The 19,418-nt window shown below is 59.4% G+C and carries 19 protein-coding genes; 12 read left to right on the top strand and 7 right to left on the bottom strand.

What is annotated here, in order from left to right; genetic code table 11:
* Positions 1 to 31: 31 nt before the first annotated feature.
* From RMO15_RS16445 to RMO15_RS16415, 7 genes are all read left to right on the top strand, one after another.
* Positions 32 to 2,287 carry an ATP-binding protein gene (locus RMO15_RS16445; protein WP_309714533.1) on the top strand — a complete coding sequence of 752 codons (2,256 nt, stop codon included), beginning with the start codon at positions 32 to 34 and terminating at the stop codon, positions 2,285 to 2,287.
* 44 nt (positions 2,288 to 2,331) lie between these two features.
* Positions 2,332 to 4,254, top strand: a complete 1,923-nt coding sequence (locus tag RMO15_RS16440) for a response regulator (protein WP_309714532.1) — start codon at positions 2,332 to 2,334, stop codon at positions 4,252 to 4,254.
* 175 nt (positions 4,255 to 4,429) lie between these two features.
* Entirely contained in the window at positions 4,430 to 5,209 is a 780-nt protein-coding gene (locus RMO15_RS16435) for a hypothetical protein (protein ID WP_309714531.1), read from the top strand.
* Between the two features lie 2 nt (positions 5,210 to 5,211).
* Entirely contained in the window at positions 5,212 to 6,345 is a 1,134-nt protein-coding gene (locus tag RMO15_RS16430) for a hypothetical protein (RefSeq protein ID WP_309714530.1), read from the top strand.
* Positions 6,346 to 6,378: 33 nt separating this feature from the next.
* Complete coding sequence (locus RMO15_RS16425) at positions 6,379 to 6,981, top strand: hypothetical protein (RefSeq protein WP_309714529.1); 603 nt, start codon at positions 6,379 to 6,381, stop codon at positions 6,979 to 6,981.
* 146 nt (positions 6,982 to 7,127) lie between these two features.
* Positions 7,128 to 7,823, top strand: coding sequence for a hypothetical protein (locus RMO15_RS16420; RefSeq protein WP_309714528.1), 696 nt, complete (start codon positions 7,128 to 7,130; stop codon positions 7,821 to 7,823).
* A gap of 71 nt (positions 7,824 to 7,894) precedes the next feature.
* The gene (locus tag RMO15_RS16415; protein ID WP_309714527.1) at positions 7,895 to 8,482 is read left to right on the top strand and encodes a DUF6232 family protein; all 588 of its coding nucleotides are present in this window, start codon (positions 7,895 to 7,897) and stop codon (positions 8,480 to 8,482) included.
* Between the two features lie 14 nt (positions 8,483 to 8,496).
* Here the strand turns inward: RMO15_RS16415 and RMO15_RS16410 are convergent, their stop codons facing one another.
* Entirely contained in the window at positions 8,497 to 8,634 is a 138-nt protein-coding gene (locus RMO15_RS16410) for a hypothetical protein (RefSeq protein ID WP_309714526.1), read from the bottom strand.
* A 64-nt stretch (positions 8,635 to 8,698) separates the two neighbouring features.
* Complete coding sequence (locus RMO15_RS16405) at positions 8,699 to 8,848, bottom strand: hypothetical protein (protein ID WP_309714525.1); 150 nt, start codon at positions 8,846 to 8,848, stop codon at positions 8,699 to 8,701.
* A 97-nt stretch (positions 8,849 to 8,945) separates the two neighbouring features.
* Here RMO15_RS16405 and purH point away from each other — a divergent pair, with 97 nt between their 5' ends.
* Positions 8,946 to 10,550 carry a bifunctional phosphoribosylaminoimidazolecarboxamide formyltransferase/IMP cyclohydrolase gene (purH, locus tag RMO15_RS16400; protein ID WP_309714524.1) on the top strand — a complete coding sequence of 535 codons (1,605 nt, stop codon included), beginning with the start codon at positions 8,946 to 8,948 and terminating at the stop codon, positions 10,548 to 10,550.
* A 122-nt stretch (positions 10,551 to 10,672) separates the two neighbouring features.
* Here purH and RMO15_RS16395 read toward each other — a convergent pair whose 3' ends face one another.
* Complete coding sequence (locus RMO15_RS16395; protein ID WP_309714523.1) at positions 10,673 to 12,082, bottom strand: alcohol dehydrogenase catalytic domain-containing protein; 1,410 nt, start codon at positions 12,080 to 12,082, stop codon at positions 10,673 to 10,675.
* A 42-nt stretch (positions 12,083 to 12,124) separates the two neighbouring features.
* Here RMO15_RS16395 and RMO15_RS16390 point away from each other — a divergent pair, with 42 nt between their 5' ends.
* Complete coding sequence (locus RMO15_RS16390; protein ID WP_309714522.1) at positions 12,125 to 12,499, top strand: hypothetical protein; 375 nt, start codon at positions 12,125 to 12,127, stop codon at positions 12,497 to 12,499.
* A gap of 349 nt (positions 12,500 to 12,848) precedes the next feature.
* On the opposite strand, the gene RMO15_RS16385 is transcribed toward RMO15_RS16390, so the two are convergent.
* On the bottom strand, positions 12,849 to 13,166 hold the full coding sequence (locus tag RMO15_RS16385) for a hypothetical protein (protein ID WP_309714521.1): 318 nt from the start codon (positions 13,164 to 13,166) through the stop codon (positions 12,849 to 12,851).
* 76 nt (positions 13,167 to 13,242) lie between these two features.
* Between RMO15_RS16385 and leuS the strand changes: the two genes are divergently transcribed.
* Genes leuS through RMO15_RS16370 form a run of 3 tightly spaced genes read left to right on the top strand, consistent with a single transcriptional unit; the run spans position 13,243 to position 17,364 of the window.
* The gene (gene leuS / locus RMO15_RS16380; RefSeq protein WP_309714520.1) at positions 13,243 to 15,957 is read left to right on the top strand and encodes a leucine--tRNA ligase; all 2,715 of its coding nucleotides are present in this window, start codon (positions 13,243 to 13,245) and stop codon (positions 15,955 to 15,957) included.
* Positions 15,958 to 16,485: an NADPH-dependent FMN reductase gene (locus RMO15_RS16375; protein WP_369016126.1), complete on the top strand. Its 528-nt coding sequence runs from the start codon at positions 15,958 to 15,960 to the stop codon at positions 16,483 to 16,485.
* 15 nt (positions 16,486 to 16,500) lie between these two features.
* Complete coding sequence (locus tag RMO15_RS16370; protein ID WP_309714518.1) at positions 16,501 to 17,364, top strand: ATP-grasp domain-containing protein; 864 nt, start codon at positions 16,501 to 16,503, stop codon at positions 17,362 to 17,364.
* Between the two features lie 128 nt (positions 17,365 to 17,492).
* On the opposite strand, the gene RMO15_RS16365 is transcribed toward RMO15_RS16370, so the two are convergent.
* From RMO15_RS16365 to RMO15_RS16355, 3 genes are all read right to left on the bottom strand, one after another.
* Positions 17,493 to 18,065 (bottom strand): discoidin domain-containing protein, encoded by a 573-nt coding sequence (locus RMO15_RS16365; protein ID WP_309714517.1) that lies wholly within the window; start codon positions 18,063 to 18,065, stop codon positions 17,493 to 17,495.
* 48 nt (positions 18,066 to 18,113) lie between these two features.
* Complete coding sequence (locus RMO15_RS16360) at positions 18,114 to 18,773, bottom strand: hypothetical protein (protein ID WP_309714516.1); 660 nt, start codon at positions 18,771 to 18,773, stop codon at positions 18,114 to 18,116.
* Between the two features lie 208 nt (positions 18,774 to 18,981).
* Complete coding sequence (locus tag RMO15_RS16355; protein ID WP_309714515.1) at positions 18,982 to 19,401, bottom strand: hypothetical protein; 420 nt, start codon at positions 19,399 to 19,401, stop codon at positions 18,982 to 18,984.
* Positions 19,402 to 19,418 lie beyond the last annotated feature (17 nt).

Raw genomic sequence — 19,418 nt, 5'->3', positions numbered from 1 at the left:
AAAGCAATTGTGCGAAAGGTGTGTGCCTAGAATGGCTGACTTGATTGGAATCATTGGCCTCGGAACGGGGGCTGCATTTGGCGTCGGGGGCCTGATGAGCTTTCTCAAGGGGAAGCAGCTTATGGCGGATGCCAACCGAGTGCGTTCGCGAAAATCCGCTAAGGAGAGCGAGAGCGAGGTCAAGCTCCGCGACCTTGAACAACAATTTGCGACCCGAGAGACCAGCTTCCGGCAAGAGCTCGACGAAACAGGCCGTCGCTTAAAAGAAGCAGATCAGCGCGCCGAGGCTCTGACCCAAGACCTAGCAACTCAAGTCGCTCGCATGGGCAGCCTGGAGAGTCTCCAAAACACACTGGACGAGCAGAAAAAGCAGCACGAAGCCGAAAAACTCAAGCTGAGTACGGCGCTGGAAGCCGCTCTTGCCCAAGGCTCGGGTGGCAACCCCGAAGAAGTCAGCACACTCCGGGAGCAGCTTGAGGAGACTCGAAGCAAGCTCAAAGATATCGAGGCCAAGTCTGCCGATACCGAAGCACAGCTCCTCAAGGCGGAAACACAAGCCGAGCAGCGCCTGAGTAAGCTCACCCAGATGTCGGAGAAGCTCGCTCTGGAGCTCAAGCAGACCAAAGACGCACTCGCCGCAGCAGAGAGCAACACGGGAAGCAGCGATCCTGCCTCGTCTTCCTCGCTCTCGGGCTCCGATGTCTTTCTCAGCGCGATTGTGGAGTCGTCGTACGATGCAGTCTGCGTGATGGACGAGCATGGGAAGATTATTACCTGGAACCGCGCCGCTGAGGGAATCTACGGCTACGATAGCGCAAGCGCTTTGGGAATGGACGCGAGCCTGCTGGTGGCTCACGACAGCCGCGATAGCTTCCAGAAAGCGATTAACCTGCTAGAGGGCTCGCAGCGTCCCCGCGCTCTGGACATCTACGGGGTTCGTCAAGACGGCAGTGCGTTCCCTGTGGAAGTGGTTCTGGCAACCTGGCAGGATGATGCCACGGGCGAGAAACGCTCCGTTGTGGTGACCCATGATGTTTCCGAGCGGCGCCAAGCCGAGGCCATGCGCCGCGATAAAGAGGCCGCTGAGGAAGCCAACCGCGCCAAGAGCCAGTTCCTGGCCAACATGAGCCACGAGCTACGCACCCCGCTCAACGCCATCATCGGGTTCTCCGAGATCCTCCACGATAGAACCTTCGGCGAGCTGACTCCCAAGCAAGAGCGCTATGTCGGCAATATTCTCTCGTCGGGGCGGCATCTGTTGCAGCTCATCAACGACATTCTGGATCTCTCCAAGATCGAGGCGGGCCGTGTCCAGCTAGAGTACGCTGCCTTCTCGCCGCTGACCGCGGTGCGAACCGTGGATAACTTAGTGAAGGCACTGCTCCAGAAGAAAAATATCACGCTGGAAGTCGAGGGAGGCACAACCCTGCCCCCTCTCATCGCCGATCAGGCCAAGTTCAAACAAGTCCTCTATAACTTAATCTCCAATGCCATCAAGTTCACTCCAGAGAACGGCAATGTCATGGTCGCGCTCTCAACGGTAGGCAATGGGACGCTTCTTCAGGTGGATGTCAAAGACACCGGTATTGGCATCAAGCAAGAGGATCAAGACCGTATCTTCCGCGAGTTTGAGCAAGTGGACAACTCCTACTCTCGTCAGCAGCAAGGCACCGGCCTTGGGTTGGCGCTAGTCAAGAAGTTTATCGAGATGCACGGGGGACGGATCTGGGTCAGCTCGGGGGGCGAGGGTAAGGGAAGCACCTTTAGCTTCACTGTTCCCTTTGGCCCTGAGGACTCCGGCCCGAGTCCTGAGCGCGGTCGTACGACGCGCACCAGTAAATTGGAGTCGGCTGCCTCGGTCAGTGCAAAACCGATGGCCCTGGTGGTGGAGAGTAACGCCGCCTCGGCAGAGCGGCTCACCTACCAGCTCCAAGAAGGTGGCTACGATGTGGCAAGGGCCAGCAATGGGAAAGTGGCGCTCACTCTCGCCCAGGAGCTCAAGCCCACGGTGATCACTCTGGAAGTCGAGCTGGAGGGTGAAGATGGCTGGGAAGTTCTTCGTCAGCTCAAGGCCGACGAGGCGCTCAAGAGCATCCCCGTGGTCGTGGTCTCGGAGACAAAAGACTCAGAGCGTGCCCGTGAGCTAGGAGCGGCTGAGCTGGTGGCCAAGCCTGTGGAGGCGGAGACGCTCCTCCGCACCCTCACCAATGTGCGCCAAGAACCAAGCTCCCAAGAAGCTCCAGTAGCCCGTCTCCGGCGTGGGAGGAGTGAGCGTGCAGCCGCGTAACCCTTGCCAGTCTCTGGCCCGACGAAACGAGACGGAGAAAGATCGTGTCTGAAAAAAAGATACTGGTTGTGGAAGACAACCCCGTCAATATGGAGCTGGTAACCGACCTTCTGGAAGTGGCAGGCTTTGACTTTATCAGCGCCATGACCGCTGAAGAAGGCATCCGACTCGCCGAAAAAGAGCTTCCTGATCTCATCCTGATGGACATTCAGTTGCCCGGAATGGATGGTTTAGAAGCAACCCAGCTCCTGAAGCAAAACCCGAAGACCCGGCATATTACCATTGTCGCTCTCACGGCACATGCCATGAAGGGTGACGAAGAGCGGGCGCTGGCTGTGGGCTGTATTGGCTATATCACCAAGCCCATCAACACCCGGACGTTCCCGAACTTAGTCAAAGAGTTTGCCGAGTCTGCCCTCGAAGCGCCGATGCTCCTAGATGAGCCTCTGGTCGTTGCGGAGCAAGAGCAACACGCTCCTGCCACTCTGTGGGTCACGGATGAAGCGCCCCTGATGATGGAGGCGGAGAGTGATGAGTCGTTCCTAGCCCTCTCGACCGAGAACAGTACCCCCGTGGTACTGGAGCTCGTGAGCATGGTGGAGGTGGAAGGCGCGGCGCTGGAGCCTATCTTACTCGACTTCGAGGAGCTTGAGCAAAGCAGTATCCCCCCTCTGGAGCTTGTCTCTGAGGACTCTGTGCCGGTTCTGGAGCTGGTTCAGACACCTGAGCCTACACCCGCTCCGCTCACCGCCCCTGCTGAGGTGGAAGCGCCCCGGTCGACAGCTCCTCTGCCCGACAAGCGTCGCAAGCGTGGGCTGAACTTTGCCACGGCTACCAACAACCCCACCAAGCTCTTGGTCGTGGATGACGATGAGATCAACCGGGAGATGCTCTCGGCGATGCTGCGGACGCTGGGCTATGACTCAGAGTTGGTGAGCAGCGGCCCTGAGGCATTGGAGAAGCTCAACGCCAGCTATGACATGGTGCTATTGGACTACATGATGCCTACGATGGATGGGGTCGAGGTGTGCAAGCGCATCCGTGAGGAGTCGCGCTTCAATGACATCCCGATTGTGATGGTGACGGCACTCTCCAGCAAAGAGGATCGCCTCCGCGCCGTGGAAGCGGGTGCCAACGACTGGATCTGCAAGCCGGTAGACCGCACTGAGCTTCAGGTGCGAGTGGCCTCGCTTCTGAAGATGAAACGCGCCCAAGACGAGCTCAAGAAGCACCAGAAAAGCCTGGAAGAGACCGTCCGGAGCCGTACTGCCGACCTACGTAGTGCCATGGAAGAGGTCAAGGAATCCCAAGAAGCCGCACGCCGCGCTGCCCTGGATGCGATGCAGCGCATGGCCTACACCGCTGAGTTCCGTGAGGGACCAACCGCCGCCGCGCACATCCGTGCCGTGGGTCAGTATAGCAGTGTTCTAGCACGGGCTATGGGTCTGAACGACGATGCCGCAGAGCTTCTGCTCTACGCCAGCCAGGTACACGATATCGGCCTGCTCGCCATTGAGGACAGCATTGTCAACAAGAAGGGTGAGCGCGACGAGTACGAAGAGTCGGTCTACCGCCAGCACGCGATTCTGGGAGCACGCCTGCTCTCTGGGTCACCGTCGGAGCTGCTGCGCGCCGCCGAGCTAATCGCCCTCTCGCACCACGAGCGCTGGGATGGCCGAGGCTACCCGCAGGCGCTGGAAGGGGACGAAATCCCGCTCTATGGTCGCATTGTCGCCCTCGCGGATCACTTCGACCAGTGGACCAGCTACAACCATAAAAAGCGTGCGCTTACCAACGAGGAAGCCAAGAAGAGGCTCAAAGAAGAATCAGGCAAGACCTTCGATCCTACCATCGTCGAAGCTGCTCTGAAGAACTTTGATGAGCTTGTCGAGTGGCAGCGCCGCTTCCGCCGTGCGGAGGAGCCACCAGACGATCTACCCGTCAGTGCGATCTCCTACGCCGTTTGAGAGAAACAATAGATCACCCCTGCCCCGCTGGAGAAATCCAGCGGGGCTTTTTCGTTGGCGGTACAACGTAGCTCTTGCAAAAGTCGCCGTCGGATAAATTCAGCGGCTTAAGAGGGCGACGGCGACCTTCGTCGCCAACCGAATTTACTGCTCGCGGAGGCCGGGTACCCTTTGAGTGGCTCGCCTTCTTAAGCCCGGAGACTCGTTCTCAGGGGCTTGGTGCCATGACTTTTGCAAGAGGTATAATATCTCCGTCTCCGACAAGACTGAGCCTATGAGCATGACCATTGACAACCTCCGCGTGAACCATCAGGTCACCGTTCTCCGGGACTTCACCGATGCGACAGGCATCACGATGCGCGTCGGCGAGAGCGGTGTTGTGCGGGGGCTTTCCTTGGAACAAATCCGCCTGGAAATCCACATTGAGATCGAATGCGCATCGGGAACAGTGGATCTCGTGTTTTCGTTAAAAGCGCTCACCGGCCCGCGCAACGGTCACATGCGCGAGTATTTTGAACTCGGCGAGGACGTTACCACGCCGCGCATCATCCCGGCTTTCCACAACCACGCCGAACGAAAGATGATCGTGCCCCCGCCGGAACCGGAAAAGGAATCAGCCCAGCGCCATGACTCTGCGTGGGCACGCGTGGCACAGAGCACGGAAGACCCTGACCAGCTTGAAGCCGTGGAAGAAGAGATGCGCCGGGCAATTCCCCATATCGGCGCGGCAGCGTCGATTGCCGAGATGTACGCGCAGCGAATGCGCACGTTTCAGCGCGCGGGCAACGAGCCTCGCGCCATTGCCGCCTTCACGCTGGCCGTGGATTGGATGGCAACGTACGCAGGTTGGGCGACGAGCGGCGGTGAAGGTGCGGCACTCTCCCGCGAACGCGACGATTTCCGTGCCGCCCTCGCCCGTGAGTTTGGTTACGACCCTACCGACGGCAAGTCCTGACCATGCCCCTTCCCGACGAACTTGCCAAAGAGTTCGCAACGTTCCCCACCGAGCTGCGGAAATTGGTCGAGGCGGAACTGAAGGCAGGCAACACCGTCGTCGCCATCGAGTATGGTTTTCCCGCCGCACCATGCGGTGCGTCCCTCAAACTGGCGCAGGCAGTGGCAACCAAACGCCGGAAATCGGTCGGCGAAGTGAAGTTCTACGCGCGGAATAACTCTCGCTACGCGGGAGAGTTCACCACCGAACTGCGGCATTTTTTCGTGCTCGAACCGCCGTTGCCACCCGAACCCGAACCAGATATGGACGCCATCCGCAAAGCGCTCGAACCGAAACCAGATGCGTTGACCCCACTCGCCCAGACACAAATAACTCGCGCAGAGCTTCTGCGCGGACATGCTAGGGAACCCGCCCACGTGCCGAAGCGTGCGCTGACATCCACAGAAACCGCCACCCGTGCGAAGCGTCTCCTGCATTTCCGTGACCATCGCCCGCCGCACGAAATCCAGTTTGCGCTGGAGCGGGATCTTATGACGCTGTTTGCCGCCGCCCTGCAAAACGAACGTTTGACCATGACGGCCAAGGCCAAAGTGGCCGGCACCCCGTATGACATTGAGCTGCGCTTCGAGGCGGCGATGCAACTCACGAATTGTTATTCGCTGCGCGTCGAGACGTCATGGGCCAACCAGGCGGCGACGAATCACGAGTATTACCGCAAGACGGCAGACAGTTGGTTCCGTCACTGGACGCGCGATTTTGTAGCCGCCAATCCGCCTGCCGCAGGTGCGGGTTCACTAGTTCGCTATCAGAAGATTTGCGCCGCGTCGTTGTATGCCGAAGCGCATCTCGACACGGTTCCCGCGTTGAAACAAACCCTTGTTGCAGCAATGAAGCAAGGTGCGTCCTTCGCCACATCGCACAAGGAAGGTGGCACGAACCTCCGTTGGACCGACGGGCGCTTCGAGCGCTCCGATTACGGCGACTATCCCGATCATCAGAGATTTTCCAGCGACGAGGCATTCCTGAAGTTCCTCCGGCAGTTCTACGATTGGGAAACGTCTCAGAGCACTTACCCGGATAAAGTCTCCGATTTTGACGCATGGAAACTCATCCTGCGCCTGCTCCGAACCAGCTGACTCTACCCGCTACCAATCCGGTACAATGTTCTCATGGCCTATAGTGAGTTTCGCCTCGATACCGCTCTGGAGCGTTTGGACTTACAGCTTGCCCGTGATCGTGATCTGTTTGCCCAAACTCCTGATGTGTTGCCCAGCCCAACTCTCCGCTCACAGCTTGATGAGCTCTCCGGCTACGCGCTTGACTTGCGCACCGAGAAAGGCCGCTCGGAGCTGCTCATCATGCCGATCTTGATGGATCTCTGGCGGCAGACCAACCACCAGGTCGCCGTCCTTTCTGGCCCCGAGTTCACCGTTGACCCCGCGCGAGGTCTCGGCGGCTTCTGTGACTATCTTGTCGCCCAAGGCCCCGACCCGCTGCTACTCCGCGCTCCCGTTCTGGCGGTTGTCGAGGCAAAACGGGAAGATATCCCTGGCGGCTACGGTCAGTGCATCGCCGAGATGGTCGCCGCCCGTATCTTCAACGAGCGCGAAGGCACCCCACGCGCTGTGCTCCATGGAACCGTCACCACCGGCGACCAGTGGCGCTTTCTTCGCCTGGAAGGAAGCACGGTCTGGGTAGATCAGTCCCTCTACTACCTAGATCGTATCGAGAAAATCCTCGGCTGCCTCATGGAGATCGTCAGCTCTGTTTAGCTCGCAAAGCCACTCTTTGCACTCGCAGGACGACTCTTCGCACTCGCAAAGAAACTTTCACAAGATGCGGTGCAACTTTTCCGACTCGCGGTGCCACTCAGTAGTGACGCTACAGAACCCCGCGCACAGACAGGAGAAGTATCCAGATGAACACCACGACTCAGCCCAAACGCATCGGCACCCTCGATGCTCGCATCCTCAAATCCCTCGACCTCGACGAAGCTATAGTCGCCACCGCACGCCGCCCCGAGTACGCACCGCTGCTCACTGCCCGTGAGATCACCACCGCCTTTGTAGACACCTTCGCCAGCAAAGTCGCCGCCGCTCGCACCAAGGCCGCTGAGATAGAAACCCAGCTCGCCACCCAGAAATCCACCACCGTCACCGAGGACGACACCCGCACCCAGCTCTTAGACGCCTTCGACGAAATCCAGTCCGCCGCCGCACAGAAATACGCCGAAGACCCCGCCCAAAAGCCCAAGCTCGCCGCCTACGCCATCGGCAACGGCATCCGTCGCCTGTCCCGCCCCGCGCTAGAGCAAGCCGCCCAGACTGCACTCACCGCCCTCGCCACCGACACGCTCCCCGGCATCACCCCCGATAAAGTCACCGCGTTCGCCAGCGCCCTCGCCGCCTGGAAAACCCACGACACCACCCAAACCGCCACGATCTCCGACAAGCAACAGGCTCGCCAGGAGCTAAACACCCTCCTAGAAGACCTCGCCAAGTCCCGCCGCACCATCCAACGCGCCGCCAACGCCCAGTGGCCCTACCACAAAGTAGCCACCCGCCCCATCCGCACCGAGTTCGGCCTTCCCAAAACGAGGCCACTCAAGGTATAACTTGCGAGTATCGAGCACTTTAGTGTATCGGAATATATAATATCGAAAAATAAAATAAACAGGAATTAAAGATGACGGATAGTAGCGAAACCAAAAACTGCCCTTACTGCGCAGAAAAAATATTAGTAGCAGCTGTTTATTGTCGTTTTTGTCATCATGACTTACTAAATAACGATGACAAAAATATTGTGGCTATTCCAGGCAGTAATAGACAAACTCAATTGGCAGCACCTGGAAGTTTAGCCAATCCATCATCTGAAGTTACTTATCTAGAGAATTCTGATGTTACCGTGACAAACTTACGGATATTAATTAGCGGTAAAACTTATGCATTATCGAATGTAACATCAGTAGGAGTCACTACAATACCTCAGAATCATTCTGGAGCTATCACTTTTGGATGTACAGGAACAGTTTTTGGATTATTAATCCTAGGTGTCAATGCTATTCTTGGATCAGATGGCGGAAAATTCTTCGGCATACTCGTTACCGTGCTTTCTATATTCATTCCGATTCAATTATCACAATCAAAAAAGGACAAATACTATGTAGTAATCCGAGGCTCTTCGGGAGAATTCAATGCATTATGGGCATACGATAAAGATTATATAGAAAGCATAGCCAAATCAATTAATGATGCAATAGTTAAGCGTGGATAAATATTAAACTACCGCTAAGGTTGGGTGGATTTGGGGCGGGATGTTGTGCTCTCACGGTGTGTGATGTACTCGACGAGCTGACACTCTAGCTTCTGGATCATCACTTCCACGCCCTCCAGACGACGAAGCTCCGGGTTGCCGGTTTTTTCCACGAGAAGGCTGTCCCAAAGCGCGTAGAGGCGCACGATGCTCTCATGGGTAGCGCATAGTTATTGCTCACTTCTCAGCATTGGGAACTTTCGCCTTGCCAAAAAGCTTGAGTTCCAACTGTTCCCAGAACTTCGGATTTGTGACCACTAACTTGGAAGCGAGTCCTTCGGCGATCAACTCGTCCAATTTCTGTTGGTGTTTCGGTGTCTCGTCCATGCAGGAATTTTACGGCATCGCATCACGGTGGAGCAAGTCTCCCCTTGCCTTTAGGTGAGGAACCTCTCCCCCGGCTCCTCGCGGTACAATGATTTCCGTGGAATACATCAAGATTAAACGGGCGCTGCTCTCCGTCTCCGACAAGACCGGAATCGTCGAGCTGGCGCAGGCGCTGGCGGCGCGTGGGGTGGAGCTGGTCTCTACCGGCGGGACGGCCAAGGCGCTCAAGGACGCAGGACTGGCGGTACGCGCCATCGACGAGCTGACGGGCTTTCCCGAGATGCTGGAGGGGCGGGTCAAGACCCTGCACCCCAATGTCCATGGCGGAATTCTCGCCGACCGGGACAAGCCAGAGCACTTGGCGACCATCGCGGAGCACGGGATCGGGCCGATTGATCTGGTCGTCGTGAACCTCTACCCCTTCGCCAAGACCATCGCCAACCCCGACGTGACCCTGGAAGACGCGATTGAGAACATCGATATCGGTGGCCCCGCGATGGTGCGCTCCGCTGCCAAGAACCACCAGGGTGTCGCCATCGTCGTTGATCCCACCGACTACGACCAGCTTCTGTCCGAGAACGACGGCGACGGTGTGAGCCTGACCCTGCGGCGCAAGCTGATGGCCAAGGCCTACGCCCACACCACCGCCTACGACTCCCTGATCGCCAGCTACTTCGAGAAGCAGTTTGCCCCCCCCGCCCCCGATAACGGGGGAGCCAGTGTTATCCTGCCCACAACCCTGCGCCTGAGCTTTGAGAAGGTACAAGATCTTCGCTACGGCGAGAACCCGCACCAGGTGGCGGGCTTCTACAAAGGCGCGGCGACCACGGAAGCCTGCATCGGCAACGCCACCCGCCGCGACGACTCGGGCAAGGAAGTCAGCTTCAACAACCTCTACGACCTCGACGGCGCACTGGAGCTGGTCAAAGAGTTCCCCGATGCCCCGACGGCGGCGATCATCAAACACGCCAACCCGTGCGGCTGTGCCCAGGGCGAGACCATCGCCGAGGCGTTTGTGCGCGCCCGAGAGGCCGACACGATCAGTGCGTTTGGCGGGATTCTGGCGATCAACCGAAAATTCGACCTCGCGCTCGCCGAGCAGATTGTCGGGCTGAACAACTTTTTAGAGTGCATTGTCGCGCCGGACTACGACGACGCGGCAATTGCGAAAGTGGTTGGCGGCAAGAAGTGGGGCGTGAACCTGCGGCTGCTGCAAGTGGCCGGGATCGCCGGGCCGGGCAAGGATGGCTATCTCCTGAAGCAAGTGGTCGGCGGGATGCTGGTCTCCACCCGCGACTTCCGCCCCCTAAGCGAGAGCGATCTGATCGTCAAATCCGAGCGCCAGCCCGCTGCTGATGAGCTGTCGGAGCTACTCTTTGCCTGGCGCTGCGTCAAGCACACCAAGAGCAATGCAATTGTGATCACCCAAGGCCGAGCACTTCGTGGCGTCGGGGCCGGGCAGATGAACCGCGTCCGCTCCGTGCGCCTCGCCGTTGAGCAAGCCGGGGAATTGGCCAAAGGCGCGGTGCTGGCCAGCGATGCCTTCTTCCCCTTCCCCGACGGCCCCGAGGTCGCGGCAAAGGCAGGCGTCACGGCGATTATTCAGCCCGGTGGCTCCGTCAAAGACGCCGAGACGATCGCGCTGTGCAACCAGTACAACATCGCCCTCGTCTTCACCGGCGTCCGCCACTTCCGTCATTAACCGCCGCCCCGTGAACGGGGCGTCAAGTAGCACTTCGTGCTGTAAAGCCCGTGCCGGGCTGCTGGATTTCCCAGCCCGGCACGGGCTTTACGGCGGAGGAACGACGCCACTTCACGCCTTCTTCAGGAGGCGGTCAGTGCCGCCTCCGCCTCATCGGTCCAGAACTGGCCATCGCGGAGCTTTTCGTAGACGGCGGGGCGGATGGTCTTCAGGTCGGGGAGCGCGGTGAGGGGGAGGTTCTCGATGTGCGGGTAGATCACGGTCTTACCAGAGAATCGGCTGTTTTTAACGGCAGCGAGGCCCTCTGCGAAGGTTTCGAGGCCCCCGATTGCGGCGAGTGAGTCGCCCGTGGCGAGGGTTCCGGCTTCGAGTTTTTCTTTGACGGCGTACATGTCCGCGATACTGGAGCCCGAGGTGCCGACGATCCGCACGTTCTTGAAGCAGATATCCGAGACGTCTATTTTCGCCGTGGTGCCGCGTGCGAGTCCGGCAAAGACATTGAGTACGCCGTTCTCGGCGAGGTGTGGGAAGCTCTGCTCAATGGCCTCGATGCTAGGCACCATCACAACAATATCATCGAAGCCACCCAGCGCGATGGCTTTTAGATCGGGCTCAGGGCCAGTGCGGACATTGCAGAGAATCAGCTCAACGCCACGCTCTTTCGCCAGCGGCCCAAACCGATCCGCGACCGCTTGCAAGCGGGCGTCGTGGCGGTCGGTGATGAGGAGCACACGCGGCGGCTCGGGGAGGGCGAGGGCGCGCTGGGCATGCATCATCCCCATCGGCCCGGCGGCCCCGATAAACCACGAAACCCCGCCCCCTAAGATCTCGTTGCGTGTGTTGGAGCGTGGCCCGACATAGGCGTGGCCATCGTAGTGCACCCGGCCCACATCCACGGCCACCGGGCGCGCGAGTGGCTTGTCGAAGTTCAGCAGCGCCACCCCATTTTTGGTGAGTGTCTTGGCCTTGGCCTCGAACTCATCGGGCGTGGGCGTGGTGTCAAAGCGCAGGGTCGGCTCCGTGCCATGCACCCAGCGGTACGAGGCTTCCACACAGGCCCAGGGCTCCACGAGAGCGCCTTCCGCATCATTCGAAGTAGCATCTAGTGGCAGTAAATAGCAGCCCTCGTCGCCATCAAGCAACTCGCTCCCGATCAGCCCGTACTGGCTCATCCCGCCCGTAATCGCGTAGCCGTACGCCAGGTTCGTGCCCTTGTAGTAGACATCGGCCTGGACAATAAAGCGATCCCCGATAACAAACTGCGTTGCGCGGTTCTCGCCTATCGCCACCACGGTCAAGGTCACCTCATGGCCCATCACCACAGGATTACTGGCCAAATCACGCCCGGTTAAACGCGGGTGCTCGCCGCCGAGATTGATAATCTTGATATCAGAGAAGCAGATGCCACACGCATCATGGCGGACGAGAATCTCATCGGGGCCGGGCATCGTCAGCGGCACCGTTTCGAGCCGGACACTCTCCAGCCCCGCGCCATAGAGATGCCAGCGCTTGTAGGAAGTAGGTAGGTTCACAGACTATTGTAGCGCATAGCATCCATGCGATAGAATGGGCACATGGGAAGTGCGATTCTGGAGCGCAGGACACGCATCACAGCGGAGGGAAACCTGCTTTTAAACCTACCTGAAGCCCTGCGTGGTCAGGAAGTCACGGTTCAGGTGCGCTCGTCCTTGCCTACTACAGAAACGGAACTTATCGCGGAGATCAACCGCCCTCTGTCACTTGCGATCCGCACACGCTACGAAGCTATGATGGAAAAGCGCCGTGCAGAAACTCTCAGTCCAAGCGAGTACGATGAGCTTCAAAGCTTGACAGATACCGTCGAAGGCGACCATCTACGGCGCTGGGAAAACCTTGCCAAACTCGCAAGTTTACGTGGTGAAAACCCTCTGGAGGCTGCTGCTCGTTTTAGCTTGCTTCCCAAAAACTAATGGCTGTTTCAGAACGACTACGTCGCGAGGTTGTCACCAGAGCAAACCACCTTTGCGAGTATTGCCGTTGCCATGCAAGTTTCTGTCCGTATCCGTTCTCCGTTGAACACAATGACACTCCGACCGGAGCAAGCTCCGGGGTATCTACCCGAATCCGGCTTCGCCAGATCTCCGAAAACAGCCTGACGCGATCCAGAAGGCGTAGGCTGCTCAAGAGCAAAACAACCATTCGAGTTGGCTCAGCATTCCATACGGACGCGGAGCAAGCTCCGGGGAATGTACCCGTACGCTATTCACCCACCAAGCTAATGTTCAGTGAATATGCGATCAGACGTCGGGAAAAGCGTACTTATCCGTTATGACTAATCCCGTCACCATGGCTACTTCCTGAGACTGAACCTGAGTATGCTCCCTGGTGGCTTATGCCATCGTGACCATTGCTCTCGTTCATGGCATGTTCATGATCTAAGGCTCTCTGGTAGTTGATGGTCTGAATCGTGGCTTCACTGAGAATGCTGGCTGTGCCCCAAAATGCCCCTTTACGAATATTAGGATGGCGACCTTTGAGCATCTGGTAGGTGACGGAGATGGCTTCTGCTAAGAAGGCCAGGCGACATACCCCTATCAGAACCGCGACACCCAATAAGATCCAGAGATAGACAGACATTGACGGTTTCCCCCAGCGCATTTTAACATGCAAGCCCTCCCCGGCGACAGAGGCGGTATACTTTGGGGATACGACTATGAGCGAAGCTGTAATTGACGAAAGCGGTGGGCGCTACCCCTTCCGCGAGATTGAGAAGAAGTGGCAGGCCCGCTGGGCGGATGCGAAGGTGCACAAGGCCACGCAAGACACGAGCAAGCAGAAGTACTACGTGCTCGTCATGTTCCCTTATCCGTCGGGCTCCGGCCTGCACGTGGGGCACTGCAAGAACTACGTCCCTGGCGATGTCGTGGCCCGCTTCAAGGCGATGCAGGGCTACAATGTCCTTAATCCGATGGGCTGGGATGCCTTCGGGCAGCCCGCCGAGCAGGACGCGATCAAGCGAGGCGTGAATCCGCGCACCGTGGTGCCGACGCTCGCCGAAGTTTATAAGAAGCAGCTCAATATCCTCGGAGTGAGCTACGACTGGGATCGCGAGATCAACTCCACCGACCCGAGCTACTACAAGTGGAACCAGTGGATGTTCTTGAAGCTCTACGAGAAGGGCCTCGCCTACCGCGATGCCGCCCCGGTGAACTGGTGCATCAATGAGAGCACCGTTCTCGCCAACGAGGAAGTGGTCGATGGCAAGTGCTGGCGCTGCGATGGCCCGGTGGTCAAGAAGCCTCTGCCGCAGTGGAAGCTACGGATCACCAGCTACGCGGATCGGCTCCTGGCGGGCCTGGAGGGCATCGACTGGGCGGAGGGCCTGAAAACTCAGCAGCGCGACTGGATCGGGCGTAGTGAGGGTGCGGAAGTTGATTTCGCGTGCGGCACGCATAAAATCACCGTCTTTACGACCCGCCCCGACACGCTCTGGGGTGCCACTTTCATGGTGCTCTCTCCCGAGCATCCGCTGGTGGCGGAGATCACCACGGGTGCGCAAAAAGCCACCTTGGAAGCCTACGCTGCCGAGGCCGCCAAGAAATCTGATGAAGACCGAACGGCGGAGGGCAAGGAGAAGACAGGCGTCTTCACCGGAGCCTACGCCATCAATCCCGTTAACGGAGCGCAGATTCCCATCTGGATCGCCGACTACGTTCTGACAGGCTACGGCACCGGCGCGATCATGGCCGTCCCTGCCCACGACCAGCGTGACTTCGAGTTCGCCCGCAAGTTCGACCTGCCCATTGTGCTTGTCTACGCCGAGGCCGACACGCCTGTCGAGAGCGGGCTGACCGAAGCCTTTGCCAGCGGCGGGGCTTTTCGCGAGTCCCTGGGCTCGCCGTTTTCGGGGGAGCCGCAGGACAAGAGCGTGATCGTCCCCAAGGTCGTGAAGTGGATTGAGGCGCAGGGCTGTGGGCGTGGGAAAATCCAGTACCGGCTCCGTGATTGGCTGCTCTCGCGCCAGCGCTACTGGGGCACGCCGATCCCGATGGTGCACTGCCCAAGTTGTGGGATTGTCCCCGTGCCCGAAGACCAGCTCCCGGTCGTCCTGCCAGACTGCGAGAACTACAAGCCCGGCCCCGACGGTCGCTCGCCGCTCTCGACCATTGAGAGCTTCGTCAAGACGACTTGCCCGAGCTGTGGTGGCCCCGCCGAGCGCGAGACCGACACCATGGCGGGCTCCGTGGACTCGTCGTGGTACTTCCTGCGCTTCGCCGATCCGCACAACGAGAACGCCGCTTGGGACAAGGCCATCGCCGACTACTGGATGCCGATTGACATGTACATCGGTGGGCGCGAGCACGCCGTCGGGCACTTGCTCTACTGCCGCTTCTTCACCAAGTTTTTCCAGGATCTGGGCCTGATCTCCGTGGACGAGCCCGCTGCTGCACTGCGTAACCAGGGGATGCTCAATGCCTTCACGCCCGTGCTCTCAGGAACCGATAAGTCCATCAAGCCTGGCGAGTTTGTTCACTACCCACGCGACGAGTGGATCGCGCAGTATAACGCCAACAAGGCCCCCATCCCGGCAGAGCGCATTATCGAGGTGGACGGCAAGCAGAAGATCGAGCCCATCGAGGTCGAGTTCTCCTGGCTGAAGATGAGCAAGTCCAAGCAGACCGCTGTCACGCCCGATGAGATGGCGGACAAGTACGGCGCGGACTCCCTGCGCACTCTGATCCTCTTTGAAGCCCCGTTTGAGGACACGATCCAGTGGTCCGAGGAGCGCATGAACGGTCCGTTTCGCTTCCTCGCCCGCGTCTGGGACACCGTGAGTGGAATCGTCTCTGCCCCCCCGCCTCCGGGCGCTTCGGAGACGTTGCCGTCGGTGCTGGGTGGCGATCTGCCCGACAACTGGGCGCCCATGCCCGATGCCGATGTGAAAACACTGCGCCGCAAGCTCCACCAGACCATCGCCAAAGTCACCGATGATATCGAGAGCTTCCGCTTCAACACCGTGGTCTCCGCCCTGATGATCCTCCACGATGCCCTGCGCAAGTTCTGCAACGCGGGCGGTGTGGCGCACCCCGCAGCACGGGAAACCGCCGAGGGACTGACGCTCCTACTGGCCCCCTTGGCTCCGCACCTCGCCGATGAACTCTGGGAGAAGCTGGGCGGTCAGGGATTTCTGTTCCAGACTCAGTGGCCCGTGAGCGATCCGTCGCTGGCTGCCAATGAGGAAGTGACGGTCGTGGTGCAGATCAACGGAAAAGTCCGCGAGAAGCTCACGCTCCCCGCGGGGCTGAGCAACGACGCGCTCGAAGCCGCCGCGCTGGACTCAGATAAAGTCCGCGCCGACCTAGAGGGCAAGACGATCCGAAAAGTCATCGTCGTGCCCGGCAAACTTGTCAATATCGTCGCCAACTAAATGCATTTGTTGGCGATCTCCGGGAGCCTGCGGGCTGTGTCGTCGAACACGGCACTGCTTCAGGTGGCGGCCTTGCTGGCTCCGGAGGGCGTGACGGTCACCCTCTACGACGGTCTGGTGCGCCTGCCGCACTTCAACCCGGACGACGATGACAGCTCCAATGCCGAAGTGGTGGCTCTGCGCCAAGCGGTTCGGGAGTCGGCGGGCTTGCTGGTCTCGGTGCCGGAGTACGCCCACGGTCTGCCGGGGAGCTTCAAGAACGCCCTTGACTGGCTGGTGAGTGAGGTGGATTTCTCAGGCAAGCCCGTCGCGATTCTCCACGCCTCCCCGAGTTCCGTCCATGCTCTCGCGTCGCTTCGGGAGGTTCTCAAGACTATGGACGCCCGCATCATCGAAGACGCCTGCCTGACGCTTCCTTTGCGTGGCAAGCACTTGGATGCCGCCACACTCGCCGTAGACCCGGCTTTTGCGGAGCCGCTTCAAGCCGCGCTTCAAGCTCTGACCGGCTTTATCGAAACCTCGGCATAGCGCGATAAAGCGAGCATGGACATTCTGTTTCCCTGCGACTACGACAATCTCACGACGCCCGACCCGGATTTTGCGATTGAGGTGAGCGCAGCGAGGGCGGCGGGGTTTGTCTGCCACTTTTTTGACTTCAATGCGCTTCGGGCGGGAGATGCCTACCGACTGCCAAAGGGCGAGGGGCTGCTGCTCTACCGGGGCTGGATGCTCTCGGACACGGAGTACGCGGGGTTCTATGCACGATTGGTGGCGCGGGGCTGGGAGCCGGTGACATCGCCTGCCGCCTACGACGAGGCGCACTACCTGCCGCTTGCCTACCCGAAGCTGATCGGGGAGACGCCACGTACGGAGTGGATTTTAGGCCGCGAGGAGGCCGACGCCTGGGCGCTCTACGCGGCGCAGTTTCGCACGCAAGACGCGATCCTCAAGGACTGGGTGAAGTCGGCGAAGAATCGTTGGCGCGAGGCGTGTTTCTTGCCTGCGGGAACAGAGCGCGAACCGTTCCGCGAGATCTTCGCAAACTTTCTCACGGAGCGCAGCACGCTCTTTGAGAAAGGCGTTGTTCTGCGGGAGTTTCATCCGTTTCGGGTGCTTCACAAGGACATGCGCGGGATGCCACTCCACGAGGAGTACCGCTTGTTTTTCTTCGACGGCGAGCTCCTCTTGCTGCCACAGCTCACGTTCTTCCCTGGCCCGGAGGAGCAACTGACGCGCTGGAGGGCACTCGCGCAGCGCTTTGCAACCCGCTTTCTCTCCCTCGACGTGGCACGCGATCTCTCGGGCGACTGGTGTGTGGTGGAGACGGGCGATGCTCAGGTGGCCGGGCTTCCGGGCAGCATCGCACCAGAAGCGTTTTATCGAGCGCTACGGTTGGTTGGGGCCTGAAAGTCCCCGTCTAGGCGACGCTTCGCGTCAAGCGCCCCGAGGGCGCGGAGAATACGACTTTCTCTGCGGGCTCGGCTCGCTTCGCGCGAAGCGCGGCCCAGAGGGGGATTTTCAGGCCCCCGCCCACGCTACGCCACTGCAAACTCGGCGATGGCGGGAGGAGCGTCGCTGGCGAGGATCTGGACACGGACGGCTTGGGCGAGCGTGGGTGGCACTTCCTCGACGAGCAAAGCGCCTATTTTTTCCCCGGCAAAGAGCGTGCGCCACTGACCATCGTCGGTGAGGCGGTACTCGACCGCAAAGAGCTGGATCTGCTCACCGCCTGCTTCGGAGAGGGTGACGCGCTGGACTTCCTGCATGCTCGGGAGCGTGAGCTGGAGCCAGCCACGCGGCTCGGCGCTCTGCCAAAAAGTTTCTAAATCGCTGTCGCCCGCAAGCACTGCCTCGTGGCCGTCGGTGGCGCTGGAGGCAGTGAGGGGGAAGAGCGGCAAGGCGGCTTCGAGAACAACGGGCTCCACAACCACTGGTTCCTCCACGGTCGCGAGGGGCTCGGGGGAGACCTCGGGAATCTCAGCGGCGGCATCTGGTGCTTCTGCGGCTTTGGCGGCGTCCGCTTCTTCTTGTGCTTTATCCGTCACTTTCTTGGCGACGGCAAAGACGAGCGGGGTCAGGATCAGCGGGATAAAAAAAGGCAGTGGCATGGGTTCTCTCCTTAGAATTCTTAGGGTTATGATACCCCACGATGCGCACTAGCCGCCCGAGAGAGTGGGGATCGTGGCGCGGAGCGGGTCACCATCGGCGAGGCGGCCTTTTGCGGCGAGCGGGTAGGCGACCAGCTTTACCTTGGCACTTTTCTGGAGATTGTCGCGGGTCTTCTTTCCCAGTGTCTCGGTGGTCTGGGCGGCGGTGAGGGCTTCGACAGCAGCCGCGTAGCGGTCCACGGCGGCAACATACTGCGCTTGGCCTATCTCGATTGTCGTCTGGCCGTCTAGCACCGGAATCGTGAGGGCGGTGTCCTGCGCCGTATTGACCGTGGCCCAGACCTCGGCGATATCGCGTGCGGCTTGGAGGTACTTCTGCGGGTTGCTGCCGCTTGCCACAAACGCCGGGAGCGCCTTTGCACCGAGAACGTCCTCCGTAAGCCCCTTCAGGCTGGTGCGTGCCTGCTTCACCATCGGGTGCAGGGTCTTGAGGGCACCGTCGCGCTCTTCTTGTGCACGCTGCCGGTCGTTCTGTTCGGTAATACGGGCGGATTGTTGGGCCTTAAGCTGATCTTTGAGATCGGTAAATCCGTCAATTGTCGTCTTGTCTTTGAGTAAGAGCGGTCTGCCAGTCTTTGTCTCTACCTGTTGCCAGTGTGCGATCACTTTCACCATCAAGGGGATATAGTCCAAGTTCATAACTGCCATTGCTAAAATCCTTTACTGCACTATTTTTGGTTTGTGTGACTATCCTGTCTCTTCGTGCCACCAATTGATGACTTCGTGCCAAGCACTTACCTCTTCGTGTATCCAGAGTGGGGCTTCGTGTCAGCCTCTTATGGCCTCGTGCCACCAGAAGATTGCTTCGTGTACCCCGAATGCTCTTTCGCGTGCCGAGCGTTAGGCTTCGTGTCCTCTACTCGATCTCCTTTGGCGCGTCTTTCGTCTCTTTTGCTGCCTCTGTCTTGCCGGGGATCAGCCGCAGAAGTGCCTGGAGGATCGGGTCGTCCGCACTGCGCTTGGTAGTCTCCGCCAGCGCCGTGTCCACAATGTCCTTGGACTGCTTCAACCCGAGCCCGGTCTTCTCCATCACTACCTTCATGGTGTTTACCTTGGCCTCGGTCAGCGCCAGCGCACTCTTGCCGCGCAGGAAGTCAATCCCGATCTTGGTGAGCGACCACACGGCGTAGGCCGCCGCGAGCCAGAGTATATCGGGGCCTACCACACCCATACGCTTTGGAGTCGGGCCACCGCGCACTGTGTCCGCGATGCCTAGAAGAAACCCCGAAAGCGGCTCATCCTGCTGCGCCTGCTCTGCAAACTTGTCTTCGTCCATTCTAATCTCCTTGATAC

It is taken from the genome of Armatimonas sp., from assembly GCF_031410135.1.
GTDB lineage: Bacteria > Armatimonadota > Armatimonadia > Armatimonadales > Armatimonadaceae > Armatimonas.
Note: the sequence above shows the minus strand (reverse complement) of the source record. Positions and strands in the feature narration are given on the sequence as shown.

Excerpts from the sequence above, each read along its gene's own strand:
- RMO15_RS16360 (WP_309714516.1), bottom strand. The coding sequence starts at position 18,773 with ATGGCAGTTATGAACTTGGACTATATCCCCTTGATGGTGAAAGTGATC.
- RMO15_RS16420 (WP_309714528.1), top strand. The coding sequence starts at position 7,128 with ATGAACACCACGACTCAGCCCAAACGCATCGGCACCCTCGATGCTCGC.
- RMO15_RS16355 (WP_309714515.1), bottom strand. The coding sequence starts at position 19,401 with ATGGACGAAGACAAGTTTGCAGAGCAGGCGCAGCAGGATGAGCCGCTT.
- RMO15_RS16430 (WP_309714530.1), top strand. The coding sequence starts at position 5,212 with ATGCCCCTTCCCGACGAACTTGCCAAAGAGTTCGCAACGTTCCCCACC.
- RMO15_RS16445 (WP_309714533.1), top strand. The coding sequence starts at position 32 with ATGGCTGACTTGATTGGAATCATTGGCCTCGGAACGGGGGCTGCATTT.
- RMO15_RS16390 (WP_309714522.1), top strand. The coding sequence starts at position 12,125 with ATGGGAAGTGCGATTCTGGAGCGCAGGACACGCATCACAGCGGAGGGA.
- RMO15_RS16365 (WP_309714517.1), bottom strand. The coding sequence starts at position 18,065 with ATGCCACTGCCTTTTTTTATCCCGCTGATCCTGACCCCGCTCGTCTTT.
- RMO15_RS16415 (WP_309714527.1), top strand. The coding sequence starts at position 7,895 with ATGACGGATAGTAGCGAAACCAAAAACTGCCCTTACTGCGCAGAAAAA.
- RMO15_RS16405 (WP_309714525.1), bottom strand. The coding sequence starts at position 8,848 with ATGGACGAGACACCGAAACACCAACAGAAATTGGACGAGTTGATCGCC.
- RMO15_RS16375 (WP_369016126.1), top strand. The coding sequence starts at position 15,958 with ATGCATTTGTTGGCGATCTCCGGGAGCCTGCGGGCTGTGTCGTCGAAC.
- leuS (WP_309714520.1), top strand. The coding sequence starts at position 13,243 with ATGAGCGAAGCTGTAATTGACGAAAGCGGTGGGCGCTACCCCTTCCGC.
- RMO15_RS16385 (WP_309714521.1), bottom strand. The coding sequence starts at position 13,166 with ATGTCTGTCTATCTCTGGATCTTATTGGGTGTCGCGGTTCTGATAGGG.
- RMO15_RS16370 (WP_309714518.1), top strand. The coding sequence starts at position 16,501 with ATGGACATTCTGTTTCCCTGCGACTACGACAATCTCACGACGCCCGAC.
- RMO15_RS16425 (WP_309714529.1), top strand. The coding sequence starts at position 6,379 with ATGGCCTATAGTGAGTTTCGCCTCGATACCGCTCTGGAGCGTTTGGAC.